At 57.3% G+C, this 20939-nt stretch carries 26 protein-coding genes; 18 read left to right on the top strand and 8 right to left on the bottom strand.

Going from position 1 to position 20939, the window contains the following annotated elements; translation table 11 throughout:
* Nucleotides 1–78: 78 nt before the first annotated feature.
* Complete coding sequence (locus tag DXB58_RS10705) at nucleotides 79–258, bottom strand: hypothetical protein (protein ID WP_155272538.1); 180 nt, start codon at nucleotides 256–258, stop codon at nucleotides 79–81.
* A 12-nt stretch (nucleotides 259–270) separates the two neighbouring features.
* On the opposite strand from DXB58_RS10705, the gene DXB58_RS10710 reads away from it, so the two are divergent.
* The 18 genes from DXB58_RS10710 (at nucleotide 271) to DXB58_RS10795 (ending at nucleotide 14520) form a co-directional block, all read left to right on the top strand.
* A complete protein-coding gene (locus DXB58_RS10710; RefSeq protein ID WP_009017669.1) occupies nucleotides 271–1050 on the top strand; it encodes a ParA family protein in 780 nt (259 codons plus the stop codon).
* The gene (locus tag DXB58_RS10715; RefSeq protein WP_118032927.1) at nucleotides 1031–1435 is read left to right on the top strand and encodes a DUF3408 domain-containing protein; all 405 of its coding nucleotides are present in this window, start codon (nucleotides 1031–1033) and stop codon (nucleotides 1433–1435) included. Before DXB58_RS10710 ends, DXB58_RS10715 begins: the two co-directional genes overlap by 20 nt.
* Nucleotides 1436–1454: 19 nt before the next feature.
* Nucleotides 1455–2042: a DUF4122 family protein gene (locus tag DXB58_RS10720; protein ID WP_118032926.1), complete on the top strand. Its 588-nt coding sequence runs from the start codon at nucleotides 1455–1457 to the stop codon at nucleotides 2040–2042.
* A gap of 18 nt (nucleotides 2043–2060) precedes the next feature.
* The gene (locus tag DXB58_RS10725; protein ID WP_004327362.1) at nucleotides 2061–2360 is read left to right on the top strand and encodes a DUF4134 domain-containing protein; all 300 of its coding nucleotides are present in this window, start codon (nucleotides 2061–2063) and stop codon (nucleotides 2358–2360) included.
* 11 nt (nucleotides 2361–2371) lie between these two features.
* Complete coding sequence (locus tag DXB58_RS10730; protein ID WP_118032925.1) at nucleotides 2372–2695, top strand: DUF4133 domain-containing protein; 324 nt, start codon at nucleotides 2372–2374, stop codon at nucleotides 2693–2695.
* A complete protein-coding gene (locus tag DXB58_RS10735; RefSeq protein WP_118032924.1) occupies nucleotides 2692–5193 on the top strand; it encodes a TraG family conjugative transposon ATPase in 2502 nt (833 codons plus the stop codon). Before DXB58_RS10730 ends, DXB58_RS10735 begins: the two co-directional genes overlap by 4 nt.
* 202 nt (nucleotides 5194–5395) lie before the next feature.
* A complete protein-coding gene (locus DXB58_RS10740; RefSeq protein WP_010992658.1) occupies nucleotides 5396–5758 on the top strand; it encodes a DUF3876 domain-containing protein in 363 nt (120 codons plus the stop codon).
* A gap of 4 nt (nucleotides 5759–5762) precedes the next feature.
* The gene (locus tag DXB58_RS10745; protein WP_004327366.1) at nucleotides 5763–6392 is read left to right on the top strand and encodes a DUF4141 domain-containing protein; all 630 of its coding nucleotides are present in this window, start codon (nucleotides 5763–5765) and stop codon (nucleotides 6390–6392) included.
* Nucleotides 6393–6444: 52 nt separating this feature from the next.
* A complete protein-coding gene (traJ, locus tag DXB58_RS10750) occupies nucleotides 6445–7449 on the top strand; it encodes a conjugative transposon protein TraJ (RefSeq protein ID WP_057097673.1) in 1005 nt (334 codons plus the stop codon).
* 49 nt (nucleotides 7450–7498) lie between these two features.
* Complete coding sequence (traK, locus tag DXB58_RS10755; protein WP_009017677.1) at nucleotides 7499–8122, top strand: conjugative transposon protein TraK; 624 nt, start codon at nucleotides 7499–7501, stop codon at nucleotides 8120–8122.
* Between the two features lie 5 nt (nucleotides 8123–8127).
* Entirely contained in the window at nucleotides 8128–8412 is a 285-nt protein-coding gene (locus DXB58_RS10760) for a TraL conjugative transposon family protein (RefSeq protein WP_117913005.1), read from the top strand.
* Nucleotides 8387–9553 (top strand): hypothetical protein, encoded by a 1167-nt coding sequence (locus DXB58_RS10765; RefSeq protein ID WP_117913007.1) that lies wholly within the window; start codon nucleotides 8387–8389, stop codon nucleotides 9551–9553. Before DXB58_RS10760 ends, DXB58_RS10765 begins: the two co-directional genes overlap by 26 nt.
* A gap of 20 nt (nucleotides 9554–9573) precedes the next feature.
* Entirely contained in the window at nucleotides 9574–10965 is a 1392-nt protein-coding gene (traM, locus tag DXB58_RS10770) for a conjugative transposon protein TraM (protein WP_117913009.1), read from the top strand.
* Between the two features lie 36 nt (nucleotides 10966–11001).
* A complete protein-coding gene (gene traN, locus DXB58_RS10775) occupies nucleotides 11002–11940 on the top strand; it encodes a conjugative transposon protein TraN (protein ID WP_117913011.1) in 939 nt (312 codons plus the stop codon).
* A gap of 3 nt (nucleotides 11941–11943) precedes the next feature.
* Nucleotides 11944–12525: a conjugal transfer protein TraO gene (locus DXB58_RS10780; protein ID WP_117913013.1), complete on the top strand. Its 582-nt coding sequence runs from the start codon at nucleotides 11944–11946 to the stop codon at nucleotides 12523–12525.
* A gap of 22 nt (nucleotides 12526–12547) precedes the next feature.
* A complete protein-coding gene (locus DXB58_RS10785; RefSeq protein WP_117873658.1) occupies nucleotides 12548–12997 on the top strand; it encodes a DUF3872 domain-containing protein in 450 nt (149 codons plus the stop codon).
* Entirely contained in the window at nucleotides 12984–13640 is a 657-nt protein-coding gene (locus tag DXB58_RS10790) for a hypothetical protein (RefSeq protein ID WP_117913015.1), read from the top strand. The genes DXB58_RS10785 and DXB58_RS10790 overlap by 14 nt, the downstream gene beginning before the upstream one ends.
* A 31-nt stretch (nucleotides 13641–13671) precedes the next feature.
* Complete coding sequence (locus tag DXB58_RS10795; RefSeq protein ID WP_117873692.1) at nucleotides 13672–14520, top strand: hypothetical protein; 849 nt, start codon at nucleotides 13672–13674, stop codon at nucleotides 14518–14520.
* A gap of 158 nt (nucleotides 14521–14678) precedes the next feature.
* Here DXB58_RS10795 and DXB58_RS10800 read toward each other — a convergent pair whose 3' ends face one another.
* The 7 genes from DXB58_RS10800 to DXB58_RS10840 all read right to left on the bottom strand — a co-directional run bounded on the left by DXB58_RS10800 (nucleotide 14679) and on the right by DXB58_RS10840 (nucleotide 20800).
* Nucleotides 14679–15122, bottom strand: coding sequence for a RadC family protein (locus tag DXB58_RS10800; protein WP_004326124.1), 444 nt, complete (start codon nucleotides 15120–15122; stop codon nucleotides 14679–14681).
* A 378-nt stretch (nucleotides 15123–15500) separates the two neighbouring features.
* Nucleotides 15501–15722: a hypothetical protein gene (locus tag DXB58_RS10810; protein ID WP_118032923.1), complete on the bottom strand. Its 222-nt coding sequence runs from the start codon at nucleotides 15720–15722 to the stop codon at nucleotides 15501–15503.
* Nucleotides 15719–16321 (bottom strand): hypothetical protein, encoded by a 603-nt coding sequence (locus DXB58_RS10815; RefSeq protein ID WP_118032922.1) that lies wholly within the window; start codon nucleotides 16319–16321, stop codon nucleotides 15719–15721. Before DXB58_RS10815 ends, DXB58_RS10810 begins: the two co-directional genes overlap by 4 nt.
* Before the next feature lie 109 nt (nucleotides 16322–16430).
* Nucleotides 16431–18143, bottom strand: a complete 1713-nt coding sequence (locus DXB58_RS10820) for a ParB/RepB/Spo0J family partition protein (protein ID WP_117913022.1) — start codon at nucleotides 18141–18143, stop codon at nucleotides 16431–16433.
* Between the two features lie 149 nt (nucleotides 18144–18292).
* Nucleotides 18293–18841: an SLOG family protein gene (locus tag DXB58_RS10825; protein WP_032581444.1), complete on the bottom strand. Its 549-nt coding sequence runs from the start codon at nucleotides 18839–18841 to the stop codon at nucleotides 18293–18295.
* Nucleotides 18842–19104: 263 nt separating this feature from the next.
* Complete coding sequence (locus tag DXB58_RS10835) at nucleotides 19105–19755, bottom strand: hypothetical protein (RefSeq protein ID WP_117913024.1); 651 nt, start codon at nucleotides 19753–19755, stop codon at nucleotides 19105–19107.
* 70 nt (nucleotides 19756–19825) lie between these two features.
* Nucleotides 19826–20800, bottom strand: a complete 975-nt coding sequence (locus DXB58_RS10840) for an ArdC family protein (protein ID WP_117971476.1) — start codon at nucleotides 20798–20800, stop codon at nucleotides 19826–19828.
* Between the last annotated feature and the right edge of the window lie 139 nt (nucleotides 20801–20939).

Raw genomic sequence — 20939 nt, forward strand, 5'->3', positions numbered from 1 at the left:
GACGGTCTTGCCGGACAAACGGACGGACAACCGGATAACCAGCCGGACGATCGGCTAAACAGCCAAACGGTTAAATGACTAAACGGCTAAACGGTCAAACGGCTGAACAGCCGGATGATTGGATGGATGCCGGGCTGAATGTATGACCGGATGAATGAACGAATGAACGGACGGATGAATGAACGGCAGAGTAGCTGAAAAGCTGACCGATTGAGTGAACAGAGAAGCGGCTGCACGGGCAGCCGGATGAATAACCAACAGAATGACGATATGGACAGACAGACATTGAACGTGGCTTTCGCCACACAGAAAGGCGGCAGCGGCAAGACGGCTATCACGGTGCTGGTGGCGGGCTACCTGCACTACCGCTTGGGGTGTCCGCTGGCGGTGATCGACTGCGACTTCCCGCAGTACAGCCTGTACGAGATGCGGGAGCGTGACAGCCGGGCGGTACTGGAGAACGAATACCTGAAACGGGCGGCTTACGAACAGATGCGGCAGCCGGGGCGTGCCGCCTATCCGGTGCGCAAGTGCCGGGTGGAACAAGCCCCCGACACGGCAAGGGAGCTGGCGGCGGAAGGCTGCTACGACCTGCTCTTCTTCGACCTGCCGGGCACGGTGAACTCGGCGGGCATCCTGCGCACGATCGCACAGATGGACTACATCTTCGCCCCGGTGAGTGCGGACAAGGCGGTGCTGGAAAGCACGCTCTCCTTCCTCGACGTGCTGCAACGGATGATGCTGGGCAAGGAGACGAGCCGCCTGAAGGGGCTTTACCTTTTCTGGAACCAAGTCGACAAGCGGGAAACGAGCGGGCTGTACGAGAAGTACGGGCAGGTGGTCGCCGACATGGGACTGCCGATGCTGCAAACCCGCATCCCCGACACGAAACGCTTCCGCAAGGAGGCGGACGGCACGGGACGGACGGTGTTCCGCTCCACGCTGCTGGCTCCCGACAGGCGGATGCTGGCAGGCAGCGGCATCCCCGAACTGACCCGTGAGATAGCAACCATCCTCAAACTGGAAGGCTATGAAGAAACAGCGGAATGAGAAGCCCATCGACGAGGAGCTGCTGATGCGGATGATGGCGGGCGAGGCGGCAGGGACGGGAGAACCGGGAACCGGAAAGGTTGAAACCGCCGTGCCGGTGGAGAAGGCGCAGGAAGGGAAGGCGGCGGACACAAGACGGCGCAAGGGAAGGCAGGCGGACTACGAGACGACCTTCCTCAAGGGCATGGACATCCCCGCCCGCTACGGCAAGCCGGTCTATGTGCGCCGTGAGTACCACGAGCGCATCGCCAAAATCTCGGTGATGCTGACGGGCGGCAAGGTGTCGCTCTCGGCATACATCGACAACGTGCTGGCGCAGCACTTCGAGCAATACCGGGAGGAGATCGAGGCGGCATACGCCGGGAAACTGGAGAACCTCTTTTAAAAAGGAAGGAGGAAACGGCATGATACTGAAATTATCGCTCACCGTCCTGCTGCTCTATTACCTCGCCGTGCTGTGGAAATACTACCGGCAGGACATCGCCGGGATGTTCGGTACAGCGGAGACGGACGAAGGCACGGACGAGCCGGATCAGGAGCCGGGGCAACCGGGCGAGCCGTACACGGTCATGGGAGAAAGCACCTACCTGCCCTTCGCAGCGGAGGACGGGGAGGAAGCGGCAGCCGGAGCCGTGGACGAACCCGCCACGGAGGACGACGGGGCGGACTACTCCGACATCGAGCCGGAGGAGGACGAGGAGGAGACGGACTATGAACCCACGCCGGAGGAGATCCGGGAACTGGAGGAGGAAGAGGAATTAGGGGCTTATTACCCGGACGGCAACCCCGACTTCGCCACGGGGTACTCCTTCGATGACCTGAAAAAGGTGCGCCGGGTACTGGTGTCGGACGATGCGGGCGAAAAGGCGGAGCGGGAAGCCCGTGAGGTGCTGCCGTCCGTGATGGGGTCGGACATCTGGGAGGCGATGCTGGACGAGTTCGAGGGCGCACGTGAGCGTGTCGCCCGGCTGATGGACAACCATAATGTTTAATTAAAATTTTAAAGACAAATGAAACAGAAAAGAATCTTTTTTACGGCGGCCTGCATACTGGCTGCCGTGGGCGCAATGGCGCAGGGAAACGGGCAGGCGGGCATCACCGAAGCCACGCAGATGGTCACCTCGTATTTTGAGCCGGGGACGAAACTGATTTACGCCATCGGTGCGGTGGTCGGCTTGATCGGAGGGGTGAAAGTGTACGGGAAGTTCAGCGCCGGCGATCCGGACGTGAGCAAAGTCGCCGCAAGCTGGTTCGGAGCCTGCATCTTCCTGATCGTGGCGGCTACCATCCTCCGTTCGTTCTTCCTGTAAAACAGCGGACTATGGACTTGGAAATCAACAAGGGGATCGGCAGGAACGTGGAGTTCAAGGGGCTGGAAAGCCAGTACCTCTTCATCTTCTGCAGCGGTCTGCTCGCCGTGTTCGTGGTGTTCGTCATCCTGTACATGGCGGGCGTGAACCAGTGGGTGTGCATCGGCTTCGGCGTGGCTGCGGCTACGCTGCTGGTATGGCTGACCTTCCGGCTGAACGCCCGGTACGGCACGCACGGGCTGATGAAGGCAGCCGCCCGCAGGCGGCATCCGAGGTACGTGGTGAACCGCCTGAAAATCCCCCGATTATTCACCTTTAAACACTGGCAAGAATGAGAAACGTAATGAAAGCGGCGACGCTCGAAAGCAAGTTCCCGCTGCTGGCGGTGGAGAACGGCTGCATCGTGAGCAAGGAGGCGGACGTGACGGTCGCCTTCAGGGTGGAACTGCCGGAACTGTTCTCCGCCACGGGAAGCGAGTACGAGGCGGTCCACTCGGCTTGGCACAAGGCGGTGAAGGTGCTGCCGGAGTATTCCATCGTGCACAAGCAGGACTTCTTCATCGAGGAGAAGTACCGGCCGGAAACGGACAGGGACGACCTTAGCTTCCTGAGCCGGAGCTTTGAGAGGCACTTCAACGAACGCCCGTTCCTGAACCACTTCTGCTACCTGTTCCTTACCAAGACGACGAAGGCACGGAGCCGTCAGGAAAGCACGTTCTCCACCCTCTGCAAGGGCAGGCTTGTCCCCAAGGAGATCGAGGACCGGGAGACGGTTACGAGGTTCATCGAAGCGGTCGGTCAGTTCGAGAAGATCATGAACGACAGCGGGCTGGTGACGCTGCGCCGCCTCACGACGGACGAGATCACCGGCACGGAACGGTCGGCGGGCATCGTGGAGAAGTACCTCTCGCTCTCGCAGCACGACACGACGGTACTGAAGGACATCCAGTTGAACCCGGAGGAGATGCGCATCGGCGACGACATCCTCTGCCTGCACACCCTCTCTGACACGGAAGACCTGCCGGGCAAGGTGGCGACGGACAGCCGCTACGAGCGGCTCTCGACCGACCGCTCGGACTGCCGCCTGTCGTTCGCCGCCCCGGTGGGCTTGCTGCTGGACTGCAACCACTGCTACAACCAGTACATCTTCATCGACGACCACGGGGAGAACCTGAAACGCTTCGAGCAGACCGCCCGGAACATGCACTCGCTCTCCCGCTACTCCCGCTCCAACCAGATCAACAAGGCATGGATCGAGGAATACCTGAACGAGGCGCACTCGAAAGGGCTGACCTCGGTGCGCTGCCACTGCAACGTGATGGCGTGGAGCGACGACCGGGAGGAGCTTAGGCGCATCAAGAACGAGGTGGGCAGCCAGCTCGCCCTGATGGAGTGCAAGCCGAGGCACAACACGGTGGACGTGCCGACGCTCTTTTGGGCGGCGATACCGGGCAACGAGGGGGACTTCCCCTTCGAGGAGAGCTTCTACACGTTCATCCCGCAAGCCCTGTGCTTCTTCACCGAGGAGACGAACTACAAGGACTCGCTCTCGCCCTTCGGCATCAAGATGGCGGACAGGATGACGGGCAGACCGCTGCATCTGGACATCAGCGACCTGCCGATGAAGAAAGGGGTGATCTCGAACCGCAACAAGTTCGTCCTCGGTCCGAGCGGGAGCGGCAAGTCGTTCTTCATGAACCACCTCGTGCGCCAGTATTACGAGCAAAACAGCCACATCGTGCTGATCGACACGGGCAACTCGTACCAAGGGCTGTGCGAGCTGATCCACCGCAAGACCAAGGGCGAGGACGGGATTTATTACACGTACACGGAGGAGAAGCCCATCAGCTTCAACCCCTTCTTCACGGACGACTACAAGTTCAGCGTGGAGAAGAAGGACAGCATCAAGACGCTGCTGCTGGCACTGTGGAAGGGCGAGGACGAGAAAATCACGAAGACGGAGAGCGGCGAGCTGGGCAGTGCGGTGTCGGCGTACATCCGCCGGATACAACAGAACCGGGACATCGCCCCCTCGTTCGACACCTTCTACGAGTACATGCTGAACGATTACCGGAAGGAGCTGGCTGCAAGGGACATCAAGGTGAGCCGGGAGGATTTCAACATCGACAACTTCCTGACCACGCTGCGGCAGTATTACAAGGGCGGGCGCTACGACTTCCTGCTGAACTCGAACGAGAACATCGACCTGCTGCACAAGCGGTTCATCGTCTTCGAGATCGACGCCGTGAAGGACAACGCCGAGCTGTTCCCCGTGGTTACGATCATCATCATGGAAGCCTTCATCAACAAGCTGCGCCGCCTGAAAGGGGTGCGGAAGATGCTGATCTGCGAGGAGGCTTGGAAAGCCCTTTCCTCGCCGAGTATGAGTGAGTATTTGAAATATATGTACAAGACTGTCAGGAAATATTTCGGCGAGGCGATTGTCGTCACGCAGGAAGTCGATGATATTATCTCGTCCCCCATCGTGAAGGAGGCTATCATCACCAACTCGGACTGCAAGATCCTTTTGGACCAGAAGAAGTACATGAACAAGTTCGACGGCATCCAGTCGATGCTCGGTCTGACGGACAAGGAGAAGTCGCAGATACTCTCCATCAACCTCTCCAACCATCCCGGACGGAAGTACAAGGAGGTGTGGATCGGTCTGAACGGGGTGCAGTCGGCGGTGTACGCCACGGAGGTGTCGGCTGCCGAGTACCTGACCTATACCACCGAGGAGAGCGAGAAGACGGAGGTGTTCGCACTGGCGGAAGAGCTGGGCGGCGACTTGGAACTTGCCATCAAGCGGCTGGCAGAGACGAAGTATAAATAATGTGCCGATGCGCTGAAGTGGCGGACAGGTTGCCGGACGGGTTGTTGATTGACCGGACGAACGGCTGAAGGGTCGGATGATTGACCAAACGGCTAAACGGTCAAACGGTTAAACGGCTGGCTGGCTAAACGGCTGGATGTACAAACGGCTAAACGGCATGGAGAGAATAAAATTTTGTAAAACTTAAAAAAACGGAATCAAGATGAGACGATTGAATTTAATCCTGCTGCTGTCGGCGGTGACGGCGGCGCTGGCGTTTGTCATTTCCTGCAAGGAGACAAATGCGGAACGGTTGGAAAAGATGTGCGGCGAATGGGTCAGCACGGGCGGAAAGCCGCCCTTCACCCTCTGGGAAGAGGACGGCAGGTACCGTGTGACGGTCATGCACAGGAACCACACGGGCGGCAGTGAAGCGGAGACCTACCTCGTCCGGGAAACGGAAGGGGTGCTGTTCATCGAGACGGGCTTCGCCGTGATGATGGACTATGACCGGGAGAAAGACCGCATCCGGCTGTCGCCGGGCGGAGAGTACAGGAGAAAGAGTGACGGAACCCTAAAACAGTAAGGACATGAGAACGATAAAGGCAATCATCGTGGGCGTGGCGTGCCTGACGGCAGGTGCGGCCAACGCCCAGTGGGTCGTACACGATCCCGGCAATCTGGCGCAGGGCATCATCAACACGACCAAGGAGATCGTGGAGACCTCCGCCACCGCACAGCACACGCTGGACGGGTTCAAGGAGACGGCGAAGATATTCGAGCAGGGACGGAAGTATTACGATGCGCTCAAGGCGGTGCATGACGTGGTGAAAGGCGGCGTGAAGGTGAAGAAGTCCATCGAGATGGTGGCGGACATCTCGGAAATCTACGTGCGCAACTACCAGAAGATGCTCGGCGACCCGAACTACACGCCGGACGAGCTGTCAACCATCTCGTTCGGGTACGCCAAGCTGCTCTCCGAGAGCGCGGACATCCTGCAAGATTTGAAGAACGTGGTGAACGTGACGGGGATGTCGCTCTCGGACGCCGAGCGGCTGGCGATCATCGACCAGAGCTACAAGCGGCTGCTGGAGTACCGCAACCTCGTGCAGTATTACACGGACAAGAACATCTCGGTGAGCTACCTGCGGGCGAAGAAGAAAAAGGACGCCGACCGGGTGGTGGCTCTCTACGGGGATGCGGAAGACCGTTACTGGTGAGGCGGGCAAATATATAATAATGTATGCGTACATATAATAAAAATACAGGACTATGTTGTTAGCGATAGACTTCACGAACCTGCACGAGATATTGCAGGCATTGTATCAGGACATGATGCCGCTCTGCGAGAAGCTGACGGGTGTAGCCAAGGGAATCGCCGGGCTGGGTGCGCTGTTCTACGTAGCCGCCAAGGTGTGGCAGGCGCTCGCCCGTGCCGAGCCCATCGACGTGTACCCGCTGCTGCGCCCGTTCGCCATCGGGCTGTGCATCCTCTTCTTCCCCACCTTCGTCATCGGCACGATCAACACGGTGCTCTCGCCCGTGGTGAAGGGCTGCCACGGGATGCTCGAATCACAGACCTTCGACATGAACCGATACCGGGAACAGAAGGAGACGCTGGAGAGGGAGGCGTTCCGGCGTGACCCGGAGAAGGCGTATCTGGCGAGCAAGGAGGACTTCGACAAGAAGCTCGACGAGCTGGGCTGGTCGCCCAAGGACTTGAAGACGATGGCGGTGATGTACATCGACCGGACGGAGTACAACATGAAGCGGAGCATCCGGCTGTGGTTCCAAGAACTGCTCGAACTGCTGTTCCAGTCGGCTGCGCTGGTGATCGACACGATACGGACGTTCTTCCTGATCGCCCTCTCCATCCTCGGTCCGATAGCGTTCGCCCTCTCGGTCTATGACGGGTTCCAGAGCACGCTCACGCAGTGGATAACGAGGTACATCTCCATCTACATGTGGCTGCCCGTGAGCGACCTGTTCAGCTCGGTGCTGGCACGGATCCAAGTGCTGATGCTCACCCGTGACATCGAGGCGATGAGCGACCCGACCTTCATCCCGGACAGCTCGAACACGGTGTACATCATCTTTTTAATCATCGGGATATTCGGGTACTTCACCATACCGACCGTCGCCAACTGGATCATCATGGCGGGCGGGGTGAGCCACGCCAACCGTGCGATGAACCAGACCGCCACGAAGGTAGGCAACGTCGCCGCAGCGGGTGCGGGCGCAGCCGTGGGGAACATCGCCGGAAAAATCATCAAGTAGCGGCGGATGTCCCAAGAACATGAGTCATAACGAATAAAAAACCGGAAACATGGAATTTAAAAGTTTGAAAAATATAGAAACGAGCTTCAGGCAGATACGGCTCTTCACGCTGGTATTCGCCAGCCTGTGCGCCGTGGTGACGGGCTTCGCCCTGTGGAAGTCGTACAGCTTCGCCGAGGCGCAGCGGCAGAAGATCTACGTGCTGGACAACGGCAAGAGCCTGATGCTGGCACTCTCGCAGGACGTGCGGCAGAACCGCCCGGTGGAGGCACGGGAGCACGTGCGCCGCTTCCACGAGCTGTTCTTCACGCTCTCGCCCGACAAGTCGGCTATCGAGGGCAACATCAAACGCTCGCTGCTGCTGGCGGACAAGAGCGCCTTCAACTACTACAAGGACCTCTCGGAAAAGGGGTATTACAACCGGATAATCTCGGGGAACATCAACCAGATGATAGAGATAGACAGCCTGCGGTGCGACTTCGACAAGTACCCGTACAGCGTGCGGACATTCGCCCGGCAGATCATCCTGCGGGAAAGCTCGGTTACGGAGCGCAGCCTTGTGACCCGCTGCCGCCTGCTGGATGCGGTCAGGAGCGACAACAACCCGCAGGGCTTCATCATCGAGGGCTTCGAGGTCACGGAGAACAAGGATTTGCAGACCCTCAAACGCTGACGGACATGATAGGCAAGTTCATCGTAAAGGCGCAGGATTGGGCGGACGGGAAGCTCCGCCGCCTCGCCGGGCGTATCTCGCCCGACATGCGTGTGGCAATCATCCTCGTGATGCTGGTGGCGTTCGGCGCACTGTCGGTCTATATGACCGTCTCCGCCATCTACCGCATCGGAAGGAACGACGGGAAGGAACTGGGGATAGAGCATATCAGGCGCCTGCAACTACCCAATGACAGTATTGTCAACCCCTTTGAAAGCGGACGGCATGGGACTGGTGGAGAGGTTGAGTGAGTGGCTGCTCCGCCGCCGGGAGCGGCAGGAGGAGCGGAACATGAGGCAGGTAACGGCGTATTTCGGAAGCCTGCTGAAAAAGAGGCGTGCGGATGCCGGCGCAATCCTCCAGTCCGTCAGGGACTACCGGGACTGCCCGGAGGTGACAAGGAAACAGGCGGAGCTGCTGCTGGAACACAGGTTCTTCCGGTACGTGTACCAGACGGGCTATCCCGAATGGCGGGCGGTCATGGACGCCCTGAAAGAGACCCGTTACGGGATGCGTGAGGGGACGGCAATCCCCCGGAGCGTGAAGGAGGCGGCGGAAAGCCCGATGCTGCGTCTGTCGGCGCAATACAAGGTGCTGGAGTACGAGTACACGAGGCGCAACGCCCCGCAGCCGTTATCCCCCGAAGCGCAGGCGGAACGGGATGCGGCGCACCGGCTGCTGAACTGCTGCATGAGGGAGGGCGACCTCGACGCACTGAAAAGGCTTGCCTTGAAAGGCGAGAAACCGGACGACTCGGTGGCCATCCGCCACGGGCTGGCGGAAGGCTACCGCAGGCTCGAAGAACTGAGCCGGGAATGGAACGAGGAGATGCGGGGCGACAACCACACCGTCATGGAACAGATCGAGTTGCGGGAGGCGGACGAGCGGGGAAAGCTGATGCGGCAAGCCGCCGCCCTTTACGAGAGGAAGACGGGCGGCAGACTGCCCGGCGACTATCTGGAAGCGGTGAAGGCGGAACGGGCGCTGCTCCACGGGCTCGCCCGCCACGGCTGGGACGGTCAGCGGGAAGTACCGAAGGAGACGGTGGAGAAGTACGGGCTGACGGAGGACTTTGCCGGCATCGCCCGGCTGAGGTGGGACTACCACCTGAGCGAGGACAACGGCGACCTCTCCCGTGACTACCCGGAAGCCGCCATCGGACGCCACAACCGTGCCATCCGGGAGCGTGCGGCGAAAGAACTGGCAGGTCTGGAAGCGAGGCTGTTCCCCGAAAAGGCGGCAAGCCGGGAACGGAAGGCTGCGCACCTGCGGGCGGACAACCGGGCAAGCCCCACGGTGTCGGTCGGGCGGGAACAAAAGGAGCCGCCCGGCAAGCGACAAACCGGAGAGACAGGCAGAAGGAAGCCTCCGGGAAGGAGAATCAGAATGTAGGACAACCATAAATTTTTGACATGATGGAAGAACAGAACCAAGAAAAAGCAACGGCAACGCAGCACGTAAAGGCGGCGGATGCCGCAGCCCCGGAGACGGGGAACGGAAAGAAAGAGGACAAGGGCGGCGGGAAAAAGGAGAAGAAGACTGCCAAGCCGCTCACCCCGAAACAGTTGCAGCAACGGAAAAAGCTGATGGTATATCCGCTGATGGGCTTGCTGTTCCTCGGCTCGATGTGGCTGATATTCGCACCTTCGGAAGAGCGGGACGTGAACCGGGACACCGTGGGGGCGTTCAACGCCGACATCCCCCTGCCGGAGAACGACGGGATCATCGGCGACAAGCGGAAAGCCTACGAGCAGGCGCAGGCGGAAAGGCGGCAGGCGGAGAAGGTGCGCTCGCTGGAGGACTTCGCCTTCTCCGAAGAGAGCGATACGGACAGGGTGGAAATGGAACTGCCGGACAGCGAGCCGGAACGGGAACCGTTCAGGGACTACTCGGGCAACAGCGGCGGCCGCTCCTCCGTCGCCGCCTACCGGGACATCAACCGGAAACTCGGCTCGTTCTACGAGGAGCCGAAGGTGGACGGGGAAAAGGAGGAGCTGAAAAGGCAGGTGGAGGAGCTGACCGCCAAACTGGAAGAAAGGGAACGGCAGGCGGGCGGAATCGACGATCAGGTGGCACTGATGGAGAAGAGCTACGAGCTTGCCGCCAAGTACATGGGGCAGAACGGGCAGGACGGCGCAACCGTGCAGGCACCCGCCACCGGGCAGGGCGGCAACGGTCTGGGACAGCCCGCCGTGGCGGTGCAGGCGGCACGGGAGCGGACGGTATCGGGGCTGCGACAGCCCCTAAGCGATGCGGAGTTCATGCGGCGGTACAGCCAGCCGAGGAACTACGGCTTCAACACGGCGGTGGGCAGCGGGTACGCCCTCGGGAAGAACACGATAGCCGCCTGCATCCACCAAGACCAGACGGTTATGGACGGTCAACAGGTGAAGCTCCGGCTGCTCGAACCGTTGCAGGCGGGAAACCTGATTATCCCACGCAATACGGTGGTATCCGGTACAGGCAAGGTGCAGGGGGAACGGCTCGACATCACGGTATCGTCCGTCCAGTACCAAGGTAACATATTGCCGGTGGAGTTGGCGGTCTATGACAACGAGGGAATGAAAGGGCTGTGCATAGAAACCTCACTGGAGCGGGAAGCGGCAAAGGAGGCGATGGCGAACATCGGCGGCGGGCTGGGAACGAGCATCTCGTTCGCACGGAGCGCCGGGCAACAGGTGGCGATGGACATCACCCGTGGGCTGATGCAGGGCGGCAGCCAGTACCTCGCCAAGAAATTCCGCACGGTAAAGGTGCACCTGAAAGCGGGTGATCCGCTGATGCTCTACGCCAAACAACAATAAATCAATAAATTATAAAACCATTAAAAAGTAAAGACAATGAAAAAGATTTTTGGATGGGTCGCCCTGCTTGTGGGCATGGTGACGGGTGCGAACGCACAAGTGAATGATACGATACGGCGGACCACGGGCAACGACCTGTATCAGGGGATTACACGGAAGCTACCCTACCGGCAGATGGTTACGCCCCACGGGGTGCAGGTGACGTTCGCCAAGACGGTGCATATCATCTTCCCCTCGGCGGTGCGGTACGTGGATTTGGGAAGCGACCGGATTATCGCCGGGAAAGCGGACGGTGCGGAGAACGTGATCCGGGTGAAGGCGACGACCGAAGGGTTTCCGGGGGAAACGAACTTTTCCGTCATCTGCGAGGACGGGAGTTTCTACTCGTTCAATGCCCGGTATGCGCATGAGCCGGAGATGCTGAACATCGAGATGAAGGATTTTTTGGAGAACGGGGACACGACGGACTTTTCGCATACCCGCATGAACATCCATTTCCGTGAGCTGGCGGGCGAAAGCCCGCTCTTGGTGAAGCTGATCATGCAGAGCATCTACAAGGAGGACAGGCGGGAGATCCGGCACTTGGGCTGCAAACGCTTCGGGGTGCAGTTCCTCCTGAAATCCGTCCACTCGCACAACGGGCTGTTCTATTTCCACACGGAAACGAGGAACAGGTCGAACGTGGCTTTCCGGACGGACTTTATCCGGTTCAAGATCGTGGACAAGAAAGTGCCGAAGCGCACCGCCATTCAGGAACGGGTGATAGACCCGGTGCGCAGCTACAACGAGGTGCTGGTGACGGAGGGGAAAAGCGACGTGCGCACGGTGTATGCCGTCCCGCAGTTCACCATACCGGACGACAAGCTGCTGGTCATCGAGCTGTTCGAGAAGGACGGCGGCAGGCACCAGACCATCCGGGTGGAGAACGCCGACCTCGTGGCGGCAAGACAGATTAACGAACTGAAAATCAAGTAAGCGATGAAAAGGTTACTGTTCATTATCCTGCTTTTCGGGGTGTGCCTGACTTTCAACCGGGCACACGCCCAACGGTGCCTGCCCGGAATGAGGGGCATACAGCTCACGGGTGGGCTGTCGGACAACATGCGCTGGAAAAACGGCGACGGCTTCGGCTACCACGCCGGGATAGCGGTGAGCACCTACACGAAGAACGCCCACCATTGGGTGGTCGGTGCGGAATACTTGGAGAAGCGGTACGGCTACCGGGACTGCCTCTATCCGGCGAGCCAGTTCACGGGCGAGGGCGGCTATTACCTGAACTTCCTGTCAGACCGGAAGAAGACGTTCTTCGCCGCACTGGGGCTGTCCACCCTTGCTGGGTACGAGACGGTGAACTGGGGCGAGAGCCTGCTGCCGGACGGCTCCCGGCTCACGGATGAAGACAATTTCATCTACGGGGGTGCGCTGACGCTGGAGCTGTCCGCCTACGTGACGGACAAGATTGTCTTGCTGGTAAACGGTCGCCAACGGGTGCTGTTCGGTGGCGACTGCGGGAAGTTCCACACGCAGGTCGGCGTGGGAATACGTTTTATGATTCGATAACAACTGATTGATTGCAAAGTATATGAAAAAGATAATCTATCAAATGCTCACGGGCTGCTACATCGTGGCCGCCCTCGTGCTGGTCGCAGCCTGTAATGACGGGCTGGACATTCAGACGAAATACCCGTTCACGGTAGAGACGATGCCCGTCCCGAAGGAGCTGAAAGTGAACGAGACGGCGGAGATACGGTGCGAGCTGAAACGGGAAGGACGCTGGGAGGACACCCGGTACACGATCCGCTGGTTCCTCTTCGACGGGGAAGGCACGCTCAAACTGGACGACGGCACGGCGTTGCTGCCCAATGACCGCTACCCGCTGGAGAAAGAGACGTTCCGGCTCTATTACACCCCGCTGTCGGACGAACAGAGCGGCTTCACCGTCTGGGTGGAGGACTCGGACGGTCAGGCGGTCGAGCTGGAGTTCGACTTCAATGCGGACAACGACAAGGAGGACGGGGATGGAACGGAATGATCTGGTTTTATACCTCGACATACCGGAATTTTCCGAAGCCCTGCATGCCTCGAAGTGGCGGACGGACATTGTCCTTCCACAAGCGGGGGACAATATATGTCCGGAAAACCTGCTGTCGGAGAAAACGCTCGCCATGCTGGAGACGGTTTCCGCCGGGGAGGTCTGGGAAGACATGAAGGACGACTGCCGGACCATGCGCCGGGTCGTGGAGCACGAGCTGTTCCGGGTGACGGAACGGGGATTTCACCTGCGCAGGGACGGGACACCGTGCTGCACGCTGACGCTGCAAAGATACCGTGTGCACGATGCCGGAAGGCGGATGAAAACAGAAGTGCCGCCACCTTGTCCAGCCCGGGGCGTGGAACGGAAAAGCGGGAAAATCCGGTTTTATTTCCGGAAATACTTTGTGCATATCGACGTGCCGGACACGCTGCCGCAATACCCGGAGGTGCGTGAGTTCGTGAACATAAAGTCGCTGCTCTCGGAGGCGGATAGAAAACTGCTGGCGGAAACGGAATGCGATGAAGCGGAAAGCCTGCTGGAGTGGATAGAGAATGAAGGCTATTGCCATGTCCGGGCGAGATGCTGGACGCCGGACGAGGAGAGCGGCGGATGGATGTGCGTGTTGTCGGTGGATGTTTAAAGGGGTTTATAACAAGAAAAAATGTAAAAACATGGAACGAGAAGAAAGAATGTATCAGGTGCCTTTAGAGATGATATGCAGGCACGACCGCACGGCGGAGGTCTGCCGTGCCGCCGTTGAAGAGGACGGCTGGCAGTTGGAGAACGTGCCCGAGGAGATGAAGACTCCGGAACTGTGCCGGAAGGCGCTGGAAACGGAAGCGGGATTCGGGAACGACTTCCACCGGGGGCTGGTCCAGCATATCCCGTCCCCGGAGGTGTGCATGGAGGTGCTGAAGGAGTGCCGGGAGAACAACCCGGAAGAACTCTACGGGGTGGCGGTGGCTATCCGCCCGGAGGTGATGAACGGCGAAATGGCGGACTTCCTGCTGCCGCTGGACGGCAGGTGCATCAGCATCCTGCCCGTGCACCTGCAAACGCCGGAGCGGGTGCGGGTGGCGGTGGAAACGTCGGGGATGTCCGCCGTCGGTCGTGGCGGAGTGCCGAAAAGCCTGCTCACGCCCGATGTGTATGTCAGGTGCGCCGCCCACAGCCGGGAGTCGCTGATGATGATCCCGTGGGCGGAACGCTCGCCGGAGGTCTGCCTGATGGCGAAGACACTGTACCCGGACTGGGTGAGGAACCACCCGGAGTTCGTGCCGGAGAGCGTGCGTAACCAAGACAGCATCTACACGCTGAACAGCCTGATGGAAAGCCTGACGGGAGAAAAGTTCAGCTACCGGCAAATGACGGACTTCTACAACGGGAAGCCGCTGGAGGTGAAACGGATGGAGACGCCGGACGGCGTGCAGAAGGACAAGTCGGTGAAGTTCGACAAGGAGACGGGGAAGTTCTCCTTCTCCGACATCCGGCAGGAGCGGAAACGGGGATTGAAGATGTAGCGTGAGCTGTGCAGCAGACGAAATGGAAAGCATCCTTCGGGATGCTTTTTTCATATCCGCCCTGCCGCTTTCCGGTTTCTTTTGCTTCTTGTTCTTTTCCCGCCCCGCTCACGAAAGAAAAGAAGTGCAAAAAGGATAGCGAGCAAAAAAGGGGACGCTTAAAGCATCCCCTCGTCCATGTAGCTGAGGTAGGTGTCCTCGGTCAGTATGATGTGGTCCAAAAGCTGTATGCCGATTGCCTCGCAGCCTTTCTTCAACTGGCTGGTCAGGTTGTTGTCCGGCGTGCTCGCCACGGTCGAGCCGGACGGGTGGTTGTGCGAGAGGATGATTCCCGAGGCGTGGGAGACGAGAGCCGTCTGGAGGACGATGCGTATGTCCACCACCGTGCTGTTCATGCCGCTGCGTGAGACGCACGAGACGCCCAGCAGCCTGCCTGCGCCGTTCAGGTACATCGCCCAGCACTCCTCGTGGTGCTGCATACAGTCCTCGTAGAAGGTCTTGAGGATGTCGTAAGACTCCTTGGAAGAGTGGATTCTAACTCTCTTGGATGCGTCAGCGTCCTTGTAACTTACGGTGATTTGAGGAAAAGACAGTGTATTCATAATGCAAAAAATTAAAAGTGAAACATTTATTTTTTGCTTTGGGGCACGGGGAAAGAGCGGACTTCATGCAAGGCTTTTGCGTGGAATACGACCCGAAGGTGTGGAGATTGCGCGCAAAACCGTCAGGTTCAGCCTTGCTACTTGTCCGTTTTTCCCCGTAGGTTTGCTAAAAAATGAGTGTGGAGCTTGGCTAAAAAATCCGGTGGGTCAAGGGGTTTCTTTTTGCTTCTTTGTCTTTTCCCGCCCACGGCTCACCGAAAGAAAAAGAAGTGCGTCCGAAAATCGGGTCAATCCTTTCCCACGGGCGGGTAAAAAAAGAAGTCCGGGCGGATCGCTACCCGTCCCGGACTTCCGGCGATGAAACATAGAGGGGGGATGTTATGGCGTGATTTCCCCCGTTGCGATTAAATTCCCATCCGAATAATACGCTATCTTCCCGTAGGTAAATCCCATGTCGGGAATGGCTACGAAAGCGATATAGTCCGAATACTCCCTGCCTTTGAGGTTCTTCCCGACAAGGTTGTTGAATATCATGGGGATGCTATGACCGTCCTCGCTGTAAAGGACGGTTTTCCCGTTCTGTCTGATTTCCCGCTTCATGCCGTTTCCTTGAAAAGTGTCCCGTCGATAAGGTACTCCCAATTATTCCTGTGGCTCTCGTCCGTGAAATACTCCTCGCTCTCGCAATACTCGCAATCGTCACGGCACGAGCGGAAGAAGTTTTCCAGACAGTCACGCATGAGTTCCTTGAAATTCCGTGTGTCGGGCGAGCGCATGAAGTCCATGAGGGGCTGCAAGATGATTTCGTCCGACACAACGCCCGTGAAGGGGCATTCGCAAGTGACGGAGATACGGCTCCTGCGCCTTTTCTTGCGGTCTTTCGTCCAATAGACCTTGGGCTTGTACAGCTCCGCATGGAAGTTGTTATAGAGGTAAGCCAGCAAGCGGACGCCTGAAAGTTCCTCCGTGTCCGCCTCGTGCTTGGTATAGAAACGGTAAGCGTATGTGCAACTGTCGTAACGGTAGTTGGTGCAGGCAATGCGGAAAAGGTTGCAGAAGGCTTCGAGCGTGTCGCAGTTCTCGGAAGCATACGGGTAATCGTTTCCCTTGGCAAGCCAGTCGGTATAGGCTCTCTGACGGGCTTCGTCCTCCAGTTCCGCAATGCCGAATAGTGTATAGGTTCTCTGTACGGTTCGCATAAGTTTGAAAATTTGAAAGTTTGAAAATCGGTTTCTTTGCTATCTTTCTTTTTCGCCACGGCTCACGAAAGAAAGTAGCGGGCGGATTTCTCCGCCCTGCCCTTTGTCCTTAGGCTGCAATCTCTTCGGGTTGCGGTTGTTCCTCGGGTTGCGTTACCTTGCGCTCCCTTGCCCGTTCCTGCACCAATAGGACGGCTTTCTTTTCCTCGATGCGCTGGTGACGCTTCTCGTACACCCCGTTGTACTCCCTTTCGATGTTGGCGAGTTCCTCCGGCATGTGCCTGCGTGCGAAGTCAAGCAAGAGGGTCGCCACGGTGTTGTTCCCGCACGCTCCCTTGAAGTTGGCTACAAGGAAGTCCCTGCGGATGATAGTCTTCATCCTCACGGTGAGGTTGCCGATAATCCCCATCTTGTCCTCGTCCGTGATATACTGCTTGTCTTCCGCAATCCCCACGGCTGCGAAGTGTTCCTTCCGGAGCGAGGAGAGAAGGAAGAAGTACAACATGGTATCTTCATCGGCACTGAACTTACCGCCCGTGATGTCGGCTTCGAGGATTTGCTTCTTGGTGTCCTCCACCGTGCGTTCGAGTGCGATTTCCTTGTTGCGCTCGTCCTGCTTCTCCAACTTCTCCACGGGTGAGAGCGGTGCGGGTGCGGGCGTTCCGTCCGCTGTCTGCGCTTCGGTCATGTTCTCCACGTAACAGAATGTAATCTCCTTCTGCCCGATTTTGGCATAGACGGTGATTTCCCCCGCTCCGCTCCTGCGGGTGACTTCCTCCTCCTGCTCCATGTAGTCCGCCCATTGCTGCTCGTAGCGGGTGCGGGCTTCCCCGTAGCGTTCGGGGTCGTTGAAATTTTCGGCTTTGGGTTCTTTCGGGCAGTTTGGAAAGGCGGTGTACCTGTCAAGGGTCTCCACCTCGTAGCCCGAAGCGGTTAGCCGTTCTACCACCGTCTCGTTGGCGGTGTAGCGGTCACGGCAGAGCGACACCTCCGGCTGGTTCCGCATGATTTGCACGGCTCGCTCCATGAGGAAAGAGGCGTTCATCTCGGCAAGGCACGTGCGGTTGGCGCAATGCCCGCACCCGCCATCACGGAACAATAGCAAGTTATTGGTGTTGTGTGCGCACGTGGCGCACTCGGTCTTGTCAAAGCGGTAGTATTGCAGGTCGGTGGTGAAGTTCTGTTCGATGCGCCTTGCGACATCGGCGGCTTTCAGTCCCCGCCAACTGTTGTACGTTCCCTCGTCCTGCAAATGTTTCTCGTACACCTCACGCTGAATGTCCTCCCCGTATCGGCAGATTTCAGCCGCCACGCTGATGGTGATTTCATCCGCATCCAAGAGGGCGGCGATTTCGGGGATAAGGGCGGTGAATTTCAGCCGTGTGCGGATGTAGTTCTCGTTCTTTCCGAAGAGTTGCGCCAAGGTCTGCACGGTGTGGCGTCCGCTCTCGATAAGCCGCTGATAGGCTGCGGCTTCCTCCACGGGTGTCACGTCCTTGCGCTGCAAGTTCTCGGTAATCGCCATTTCCTCGGCTTCCTCGTCCGACAACTCGGTTACGATTGCGGGAATTTCGTCCCTGCCCGCAATGACGGACGCACGGTAACGGCGTTCCCCGAAAACAATCCCGTAACGGTCTGTCCCGTCAACGGGTCGCACGGTGATGGGCTGCAACACGCCCTGCTGCTTGATGCTCTCGGCAAGCTCGTAAAGGCTCGTTTCATCGAAACGCTTGCGTGGGTTGAAACCGCTCGGCTGAATGTCTGCCAATGCTACCATCGTGATGTTTCTCTCTGCTGCTGATTGATTTGCTTTTGTCTTCATAATCTGTTATTTTTAAGTTGATTGTTTATTCTTGTTCTTTTTGATTTTTGACAAACCGTCCCGTTCGGGCAATCGGTTTCTTTGCTATCTTTCTTTCCCCGCTCCGGCTCACGAAAGAAAGTAGCGGGCGGAAAATCCGCCCTTGCGGGCTACCTGCGGTTATAGCACACGTTCGCGAACTTCTTCTTTTGCTCTACCGCCCGTTTGAGGGTGTAGAACGTACCGCCCACGGCTACCGCATCGTAATAGACCATCAGAAAAGCGGAGTTTTCCAAAAGGTAGTCGTTACGTCGTAGGAAACAGCCCTCGGTATATCCGTCCTGCAAGGTTACCACTTCATCGGCTTGCGCCAAAATGGTGTCGTAACGCCGCTTGTCGGCTTGGGTGTACCGCTCGGCTTGTCCCTTGAAGGGGACAACGCATTTCAAACGGATATGCGGGTATTCCTTTTTAAGGTTCAATACTTCCTCTGCTGCGATAAGGTCGAAGCCCTCGCACATTCCCGACAAAAAGGTGTCGTAGCCTTTTTTGATGCAATAACTCTCGATGGCTACAAATGTATCGAACGCCACCTCCCTGAAGAGTTTCTCACGGTCTGCCGTGAACTTGGCTATACGGTTGGTGCGGTGTCCCGAAAAGGCTACCGTCTTTTCCTTGGTAACGGGTGTTCCGTTTTCTGTCCATGTCCTTGTTTCCATATCGGTAAATTTTAGAGTATTAAAAGAATGATTATCAGTACGAACACGAAACCGACAAACAGACGCCACGCAAGGGCGAGAACAAGCCGTGCCACGAAGTAAAACAGAGCCACGACAAGCGACAAGGCGAAAAACCGCCCTGCGGTGGTGGTGAGGAAATAAACCACCGAAGCCCAAAGGATTAGGCGGTATATCCGTTTGTAAACAAATGCCGTTTTCATATTCTTGGGTCTTGTCGGGCGGATTGCTCCGCCCGTGGTTGTTTAATAGTTTCCTTTCGGGATATAGCGGTTATCAGCCAACAGCCGGAAAGTGTCGTAATCAGCCGTTCCCCGATAACTTAGGGACAGTTCAAAGGAGAGGTGTCCTTTCTCTATGTAGAAAGTGAAGCGCAAGCCGTTGCGGGTTATCGTCCCTTTCGCATAGTTTCTACGTTCCCAGCTTACGGGTTCGTTCTCGATACTTTTCAAGAAGTCGGCTACCTTTTTCGAGTTCTCCGCATTTTCCTGCTCCACCTGCCTGTATATCTGCGTGCAGTAGTTTATCCAATCGTTTATTTTCTTGGCGGTGAACACGCCGATATTGCACGGCTTTTCGTATTGGTTGCCCGCCCTTTCGATGTCGTAGCGGTTGACATACTCAAAATGCTCCATGTCGGTGGCTATCCTGTATTTGTTCTCTTTGTTTATCCTGTACACATGGAAACGGATGCCGTTGTACGTGAACTCTATGCGCACGCCGTAAAATGCGGGGTATTCACCGCTTACCACGTGGTAGCCGTATTCCGCTTGGGGTATGTACTTCCTTACCTCCTGCATGAGTGGAGACAGTTCTTTTTTTGCCTGTTCCACCTTCTCGGTAAACATAGCTTTTATGTTTAACCCGTTAAATTCCTTTTCCGATAATGTTTTCATCGTCTTATGTCTTTAGTGGGGCGGACTGCTCCGCCCGTTGGTTTATACTCTTGTTCCTTTGTTGTCCCGCTTAGGCTGCTGCGGGTTCGTTTATCGGTTCGGTTACCTTGTCGGCAATCATCTTCGCCGCCTTGTTCACGTCCCCCAATATCTCCACCAAAAAGGCGGGTTCTTCCTTTAGCTTGGTGAGCCAGTGTTTCAGATAGGCGGCGTTGTTCTCCTGCGGTGCGGTTGCGTAGCCGAAGAACGCACCGCAAAGGGCTGCGGTAAGTTCAGCGACAAGTTCCTCACGGGCATAGAGCGCATCCCCGAAGAAGCTGCCGAACGTGCGGTTCAGCCGTTGGGGGCTTCCCGTGCTGTGCGCCATCTCGTGCAGGAGCGTGCCGTAATATTCCGCTCCCTGCGGGAACTGCTCACGCTGCGGGCAAATGATATGGTCGGAAGAGGGCGAATAGTAGGCACTGTCCGAATACTGCACCTTGATGGGGCAATACCAATTTTGCAGATAGACAAGCTCGTCCAACGCCTCGTAAATCATCCCGTCCGAATAGTCTTCGGGTTGCTCCCCCTTTTTCATACGCTCGTAGCGTTCGGGCTGCTTTTCGGCAAAATCGGTCTGGTCGATGTTGAAGACATTGTAATACTTCATCTGCGGGATGACCTTGTAATTTTCCTGCTCGGTTGCGGGCAGCTTGCGGTATTCCTCGTACTTGATTGTCTTTTTCGTTTCCTTGTGTACCACGAACTTAAACCAATAATAGACGGGAAACGAGCGTGCGCCCTTGCAAACACTTAAATCCTCTTCCTTCGCTTGGTTGAACGTGAGGAACACGGGCAAAGTGAATTTCATGAACTCGGTGTAGAACAATAACATCAAGACATTTCCGCCGTTATAGAGCGTCCCTCTGATGTTGCGGGGCAAACCTTGTTCAAGGCTCGCAATCCACGGCTTTTGCCAATCCGTTTTCAAGCACTCGATTTTCTTGATTAACAAATCGGTGAACATCGGTGCAATCTTTTCGATGGTGCTGTTCGTTGTTGCCATAACTCACAAATTTTAATCGTTATTACTCTGTTTTCATCGCTTGTCGCCCCAACCAATTTTTTTCCCTTGGCTGATTGGGAAGAACATTGACCATCATTGATAGCGGAAAAGGTGAATTGCAACCATCTGAAAAAATGGT

It is taken from the genome of Bacteroides sp. OM05-10AA, assembly GCF_003439055.1.
Lineage (GTDB): Bacteria > Bacteroidota > Bacteroidia > Bacteroidales > Bacteroidaceae > Bacteroides > Bacteroides intestinigallinarum.

Coding starts and splice junctions, on each gene's coding strand:
- DXB58_RS10765 (WP_117913007.1), top strand. CDS start 8,387: ATGGGACTGGTGGAGAGGTTGAGTGAGTGGCTGCTCCGCCGCCGGGAG.
- DXB58_RS10710 (WP_009017669.1), top strand. CDS start 271: ATGGACAGACAGACATTGAACGTGGCTTTCGCCACACAGAAAGGCGGC.
- traK (WP_009017677.1), top strand. CDS start 7,499: ATGGAATTTAAAAGTTTGAAAAATATAGAAACGAGCTTCAGGCAGATA.
- DXB58_RS10840 (WP_117971476.1), bottom strand. CDS start 20,800: ATGGCAACAACGAACAGCACCATCGAAAAGATTGCACCGATGTTCACC.
- traN (WP_117913011.1), top strand. CDS start 11,002: ATGAAAAAGATTTTTGGATGGGTCGCCCTGCTTGTGGGCATGGTGACG.
- DXB58_RS10810 (WP_118032923.1), bottom strand. CDS start 15,722: ATGAAGCGGGAAATCAGACAGAACGGGAAAACCGTCCTTTACAGCGAG.
- DXB58_RS10720 (WP_118032926.1), top strand. CDS start 1,455: ATGATACTGAAATTATCGCTCACCGTCCTGCTGCTCTATTACCTCGCC.
- DXB58_RS10780 (WP_117913013.1), top strand. CDS start 11,944: ATGAAAAGGTTACTGTTCATTATCCTGCTTTTCGGGGTGTGCCTGACT.
- DXB58_RS10795 (WP_117873692.1), top strand. CDS start 13,672: ATGGAACGAGAAGAAAGAATGTATCAGGTGCCTTTAGAGATGATATGC.
- DXB58_RS10790 (WP_117913015.1), top strand. CDS start 12,984: ATGGAACGGAATGATCTGGTTTTATACCTCGACATACCGGAATTTTCC.
- DXB58_RS10815 (WP_118032922.1), bottom strand. CDS start 16,321: ATGCGAACCGTACAGAGAACCTATACACTATTCGGCATTGCGGAACTG.
- DXB58_RS10835 (WP_117913024.1), bottom strand. CDS start 19,755: ATGAAAACATTATCGGAAAAGGAATTTAACGGGTTAAACATAAAAGCT.
- DXB58_RS10730 (WP_118032925.1), top strand. CDS start 2,372: ATGGACTTGGAAATCAACAAGGGGATCGGCAGGAACGTGGAGTTCAAG.
- DXB58_RS10825 (WP_032581444.1), bottom strand. CDS start 18,841: ATGGAAACAAGGACATGGACAGAAAACGGAACACCCGTTACCAAGGAA.
- DXB58_RS10800 (WP_004326124.1), bottom strand. CDS start 15,122: ATGAATACACTGTCTTTTCCTCAAATCACCGTAAGTTACAAGGACGCT.
- DXB58_RS10760 (WP_117913005.1), top strand. CDS start 8,128: ATGATAGGCAAGTTCATCGTAAAGGCGCAGGATTGGGCGGACGGGAAG.
- DXB58_RS10745 (WP_004327366.1), top strand. CDS start 5,763: ATGAGAACGATAAAGGCAATCATCGTGGGCGTGGCGTGCCTGACGGCA.
- DXB58_RS10820 (WP_117913022.1), bottom strand. CDS start 18,143: ATGAAGACAAAAGCAAATCAATCAGCAGCAGAGAGAAACATCACGATG.
- DXB58_RS10725 (WP_004327362.1), top strand. CDS start 2,061: ATGAAACAGAAAAGAATCTTTTTTACGGCGGCCTGCATACTGGCTGCC.
- DXB58_RS10785 (WP_117873658.1), top strand. CDS start 12,548: ATGAAAAAGATAATCTATCAAATGCTCACGGGCTGCTACATCGTGGCC.
- traM (WP_117913009.1), top strand. CDS start 9,574: ATGATGGAAGAACAGAACCAAGAAAAAGCAACGGCAACGCAGCACGTA.
- DXB58_RS10735 (WP_118032924.1), top strand. CDS start 2,692: ATGAGAAACGTAATGAAAGCGGCGACGCTCGAAAGCAAGTTCCCGCTG.
- DXB58_RS10715 (WP_118032927.1), top strand. CDS start 1,031: ATGAAGAAACAGCGGAATGAGAAGCCCATCGACGAGGAGCTGCTGATG.
- traJ (WP_057097673.1), top strand. CDS start 6,445: ATGTTGTTAGCGATAGACTTCACGAACCTGCACGAGATATTGCAGGCA.
- DXB58_RS10740 (WP_010992658.1), top strand. CDS start 5,396: ATGAGACGATTGAATTTAATCCTGCTGCTGTCGGCGGTGACGGCGGCG.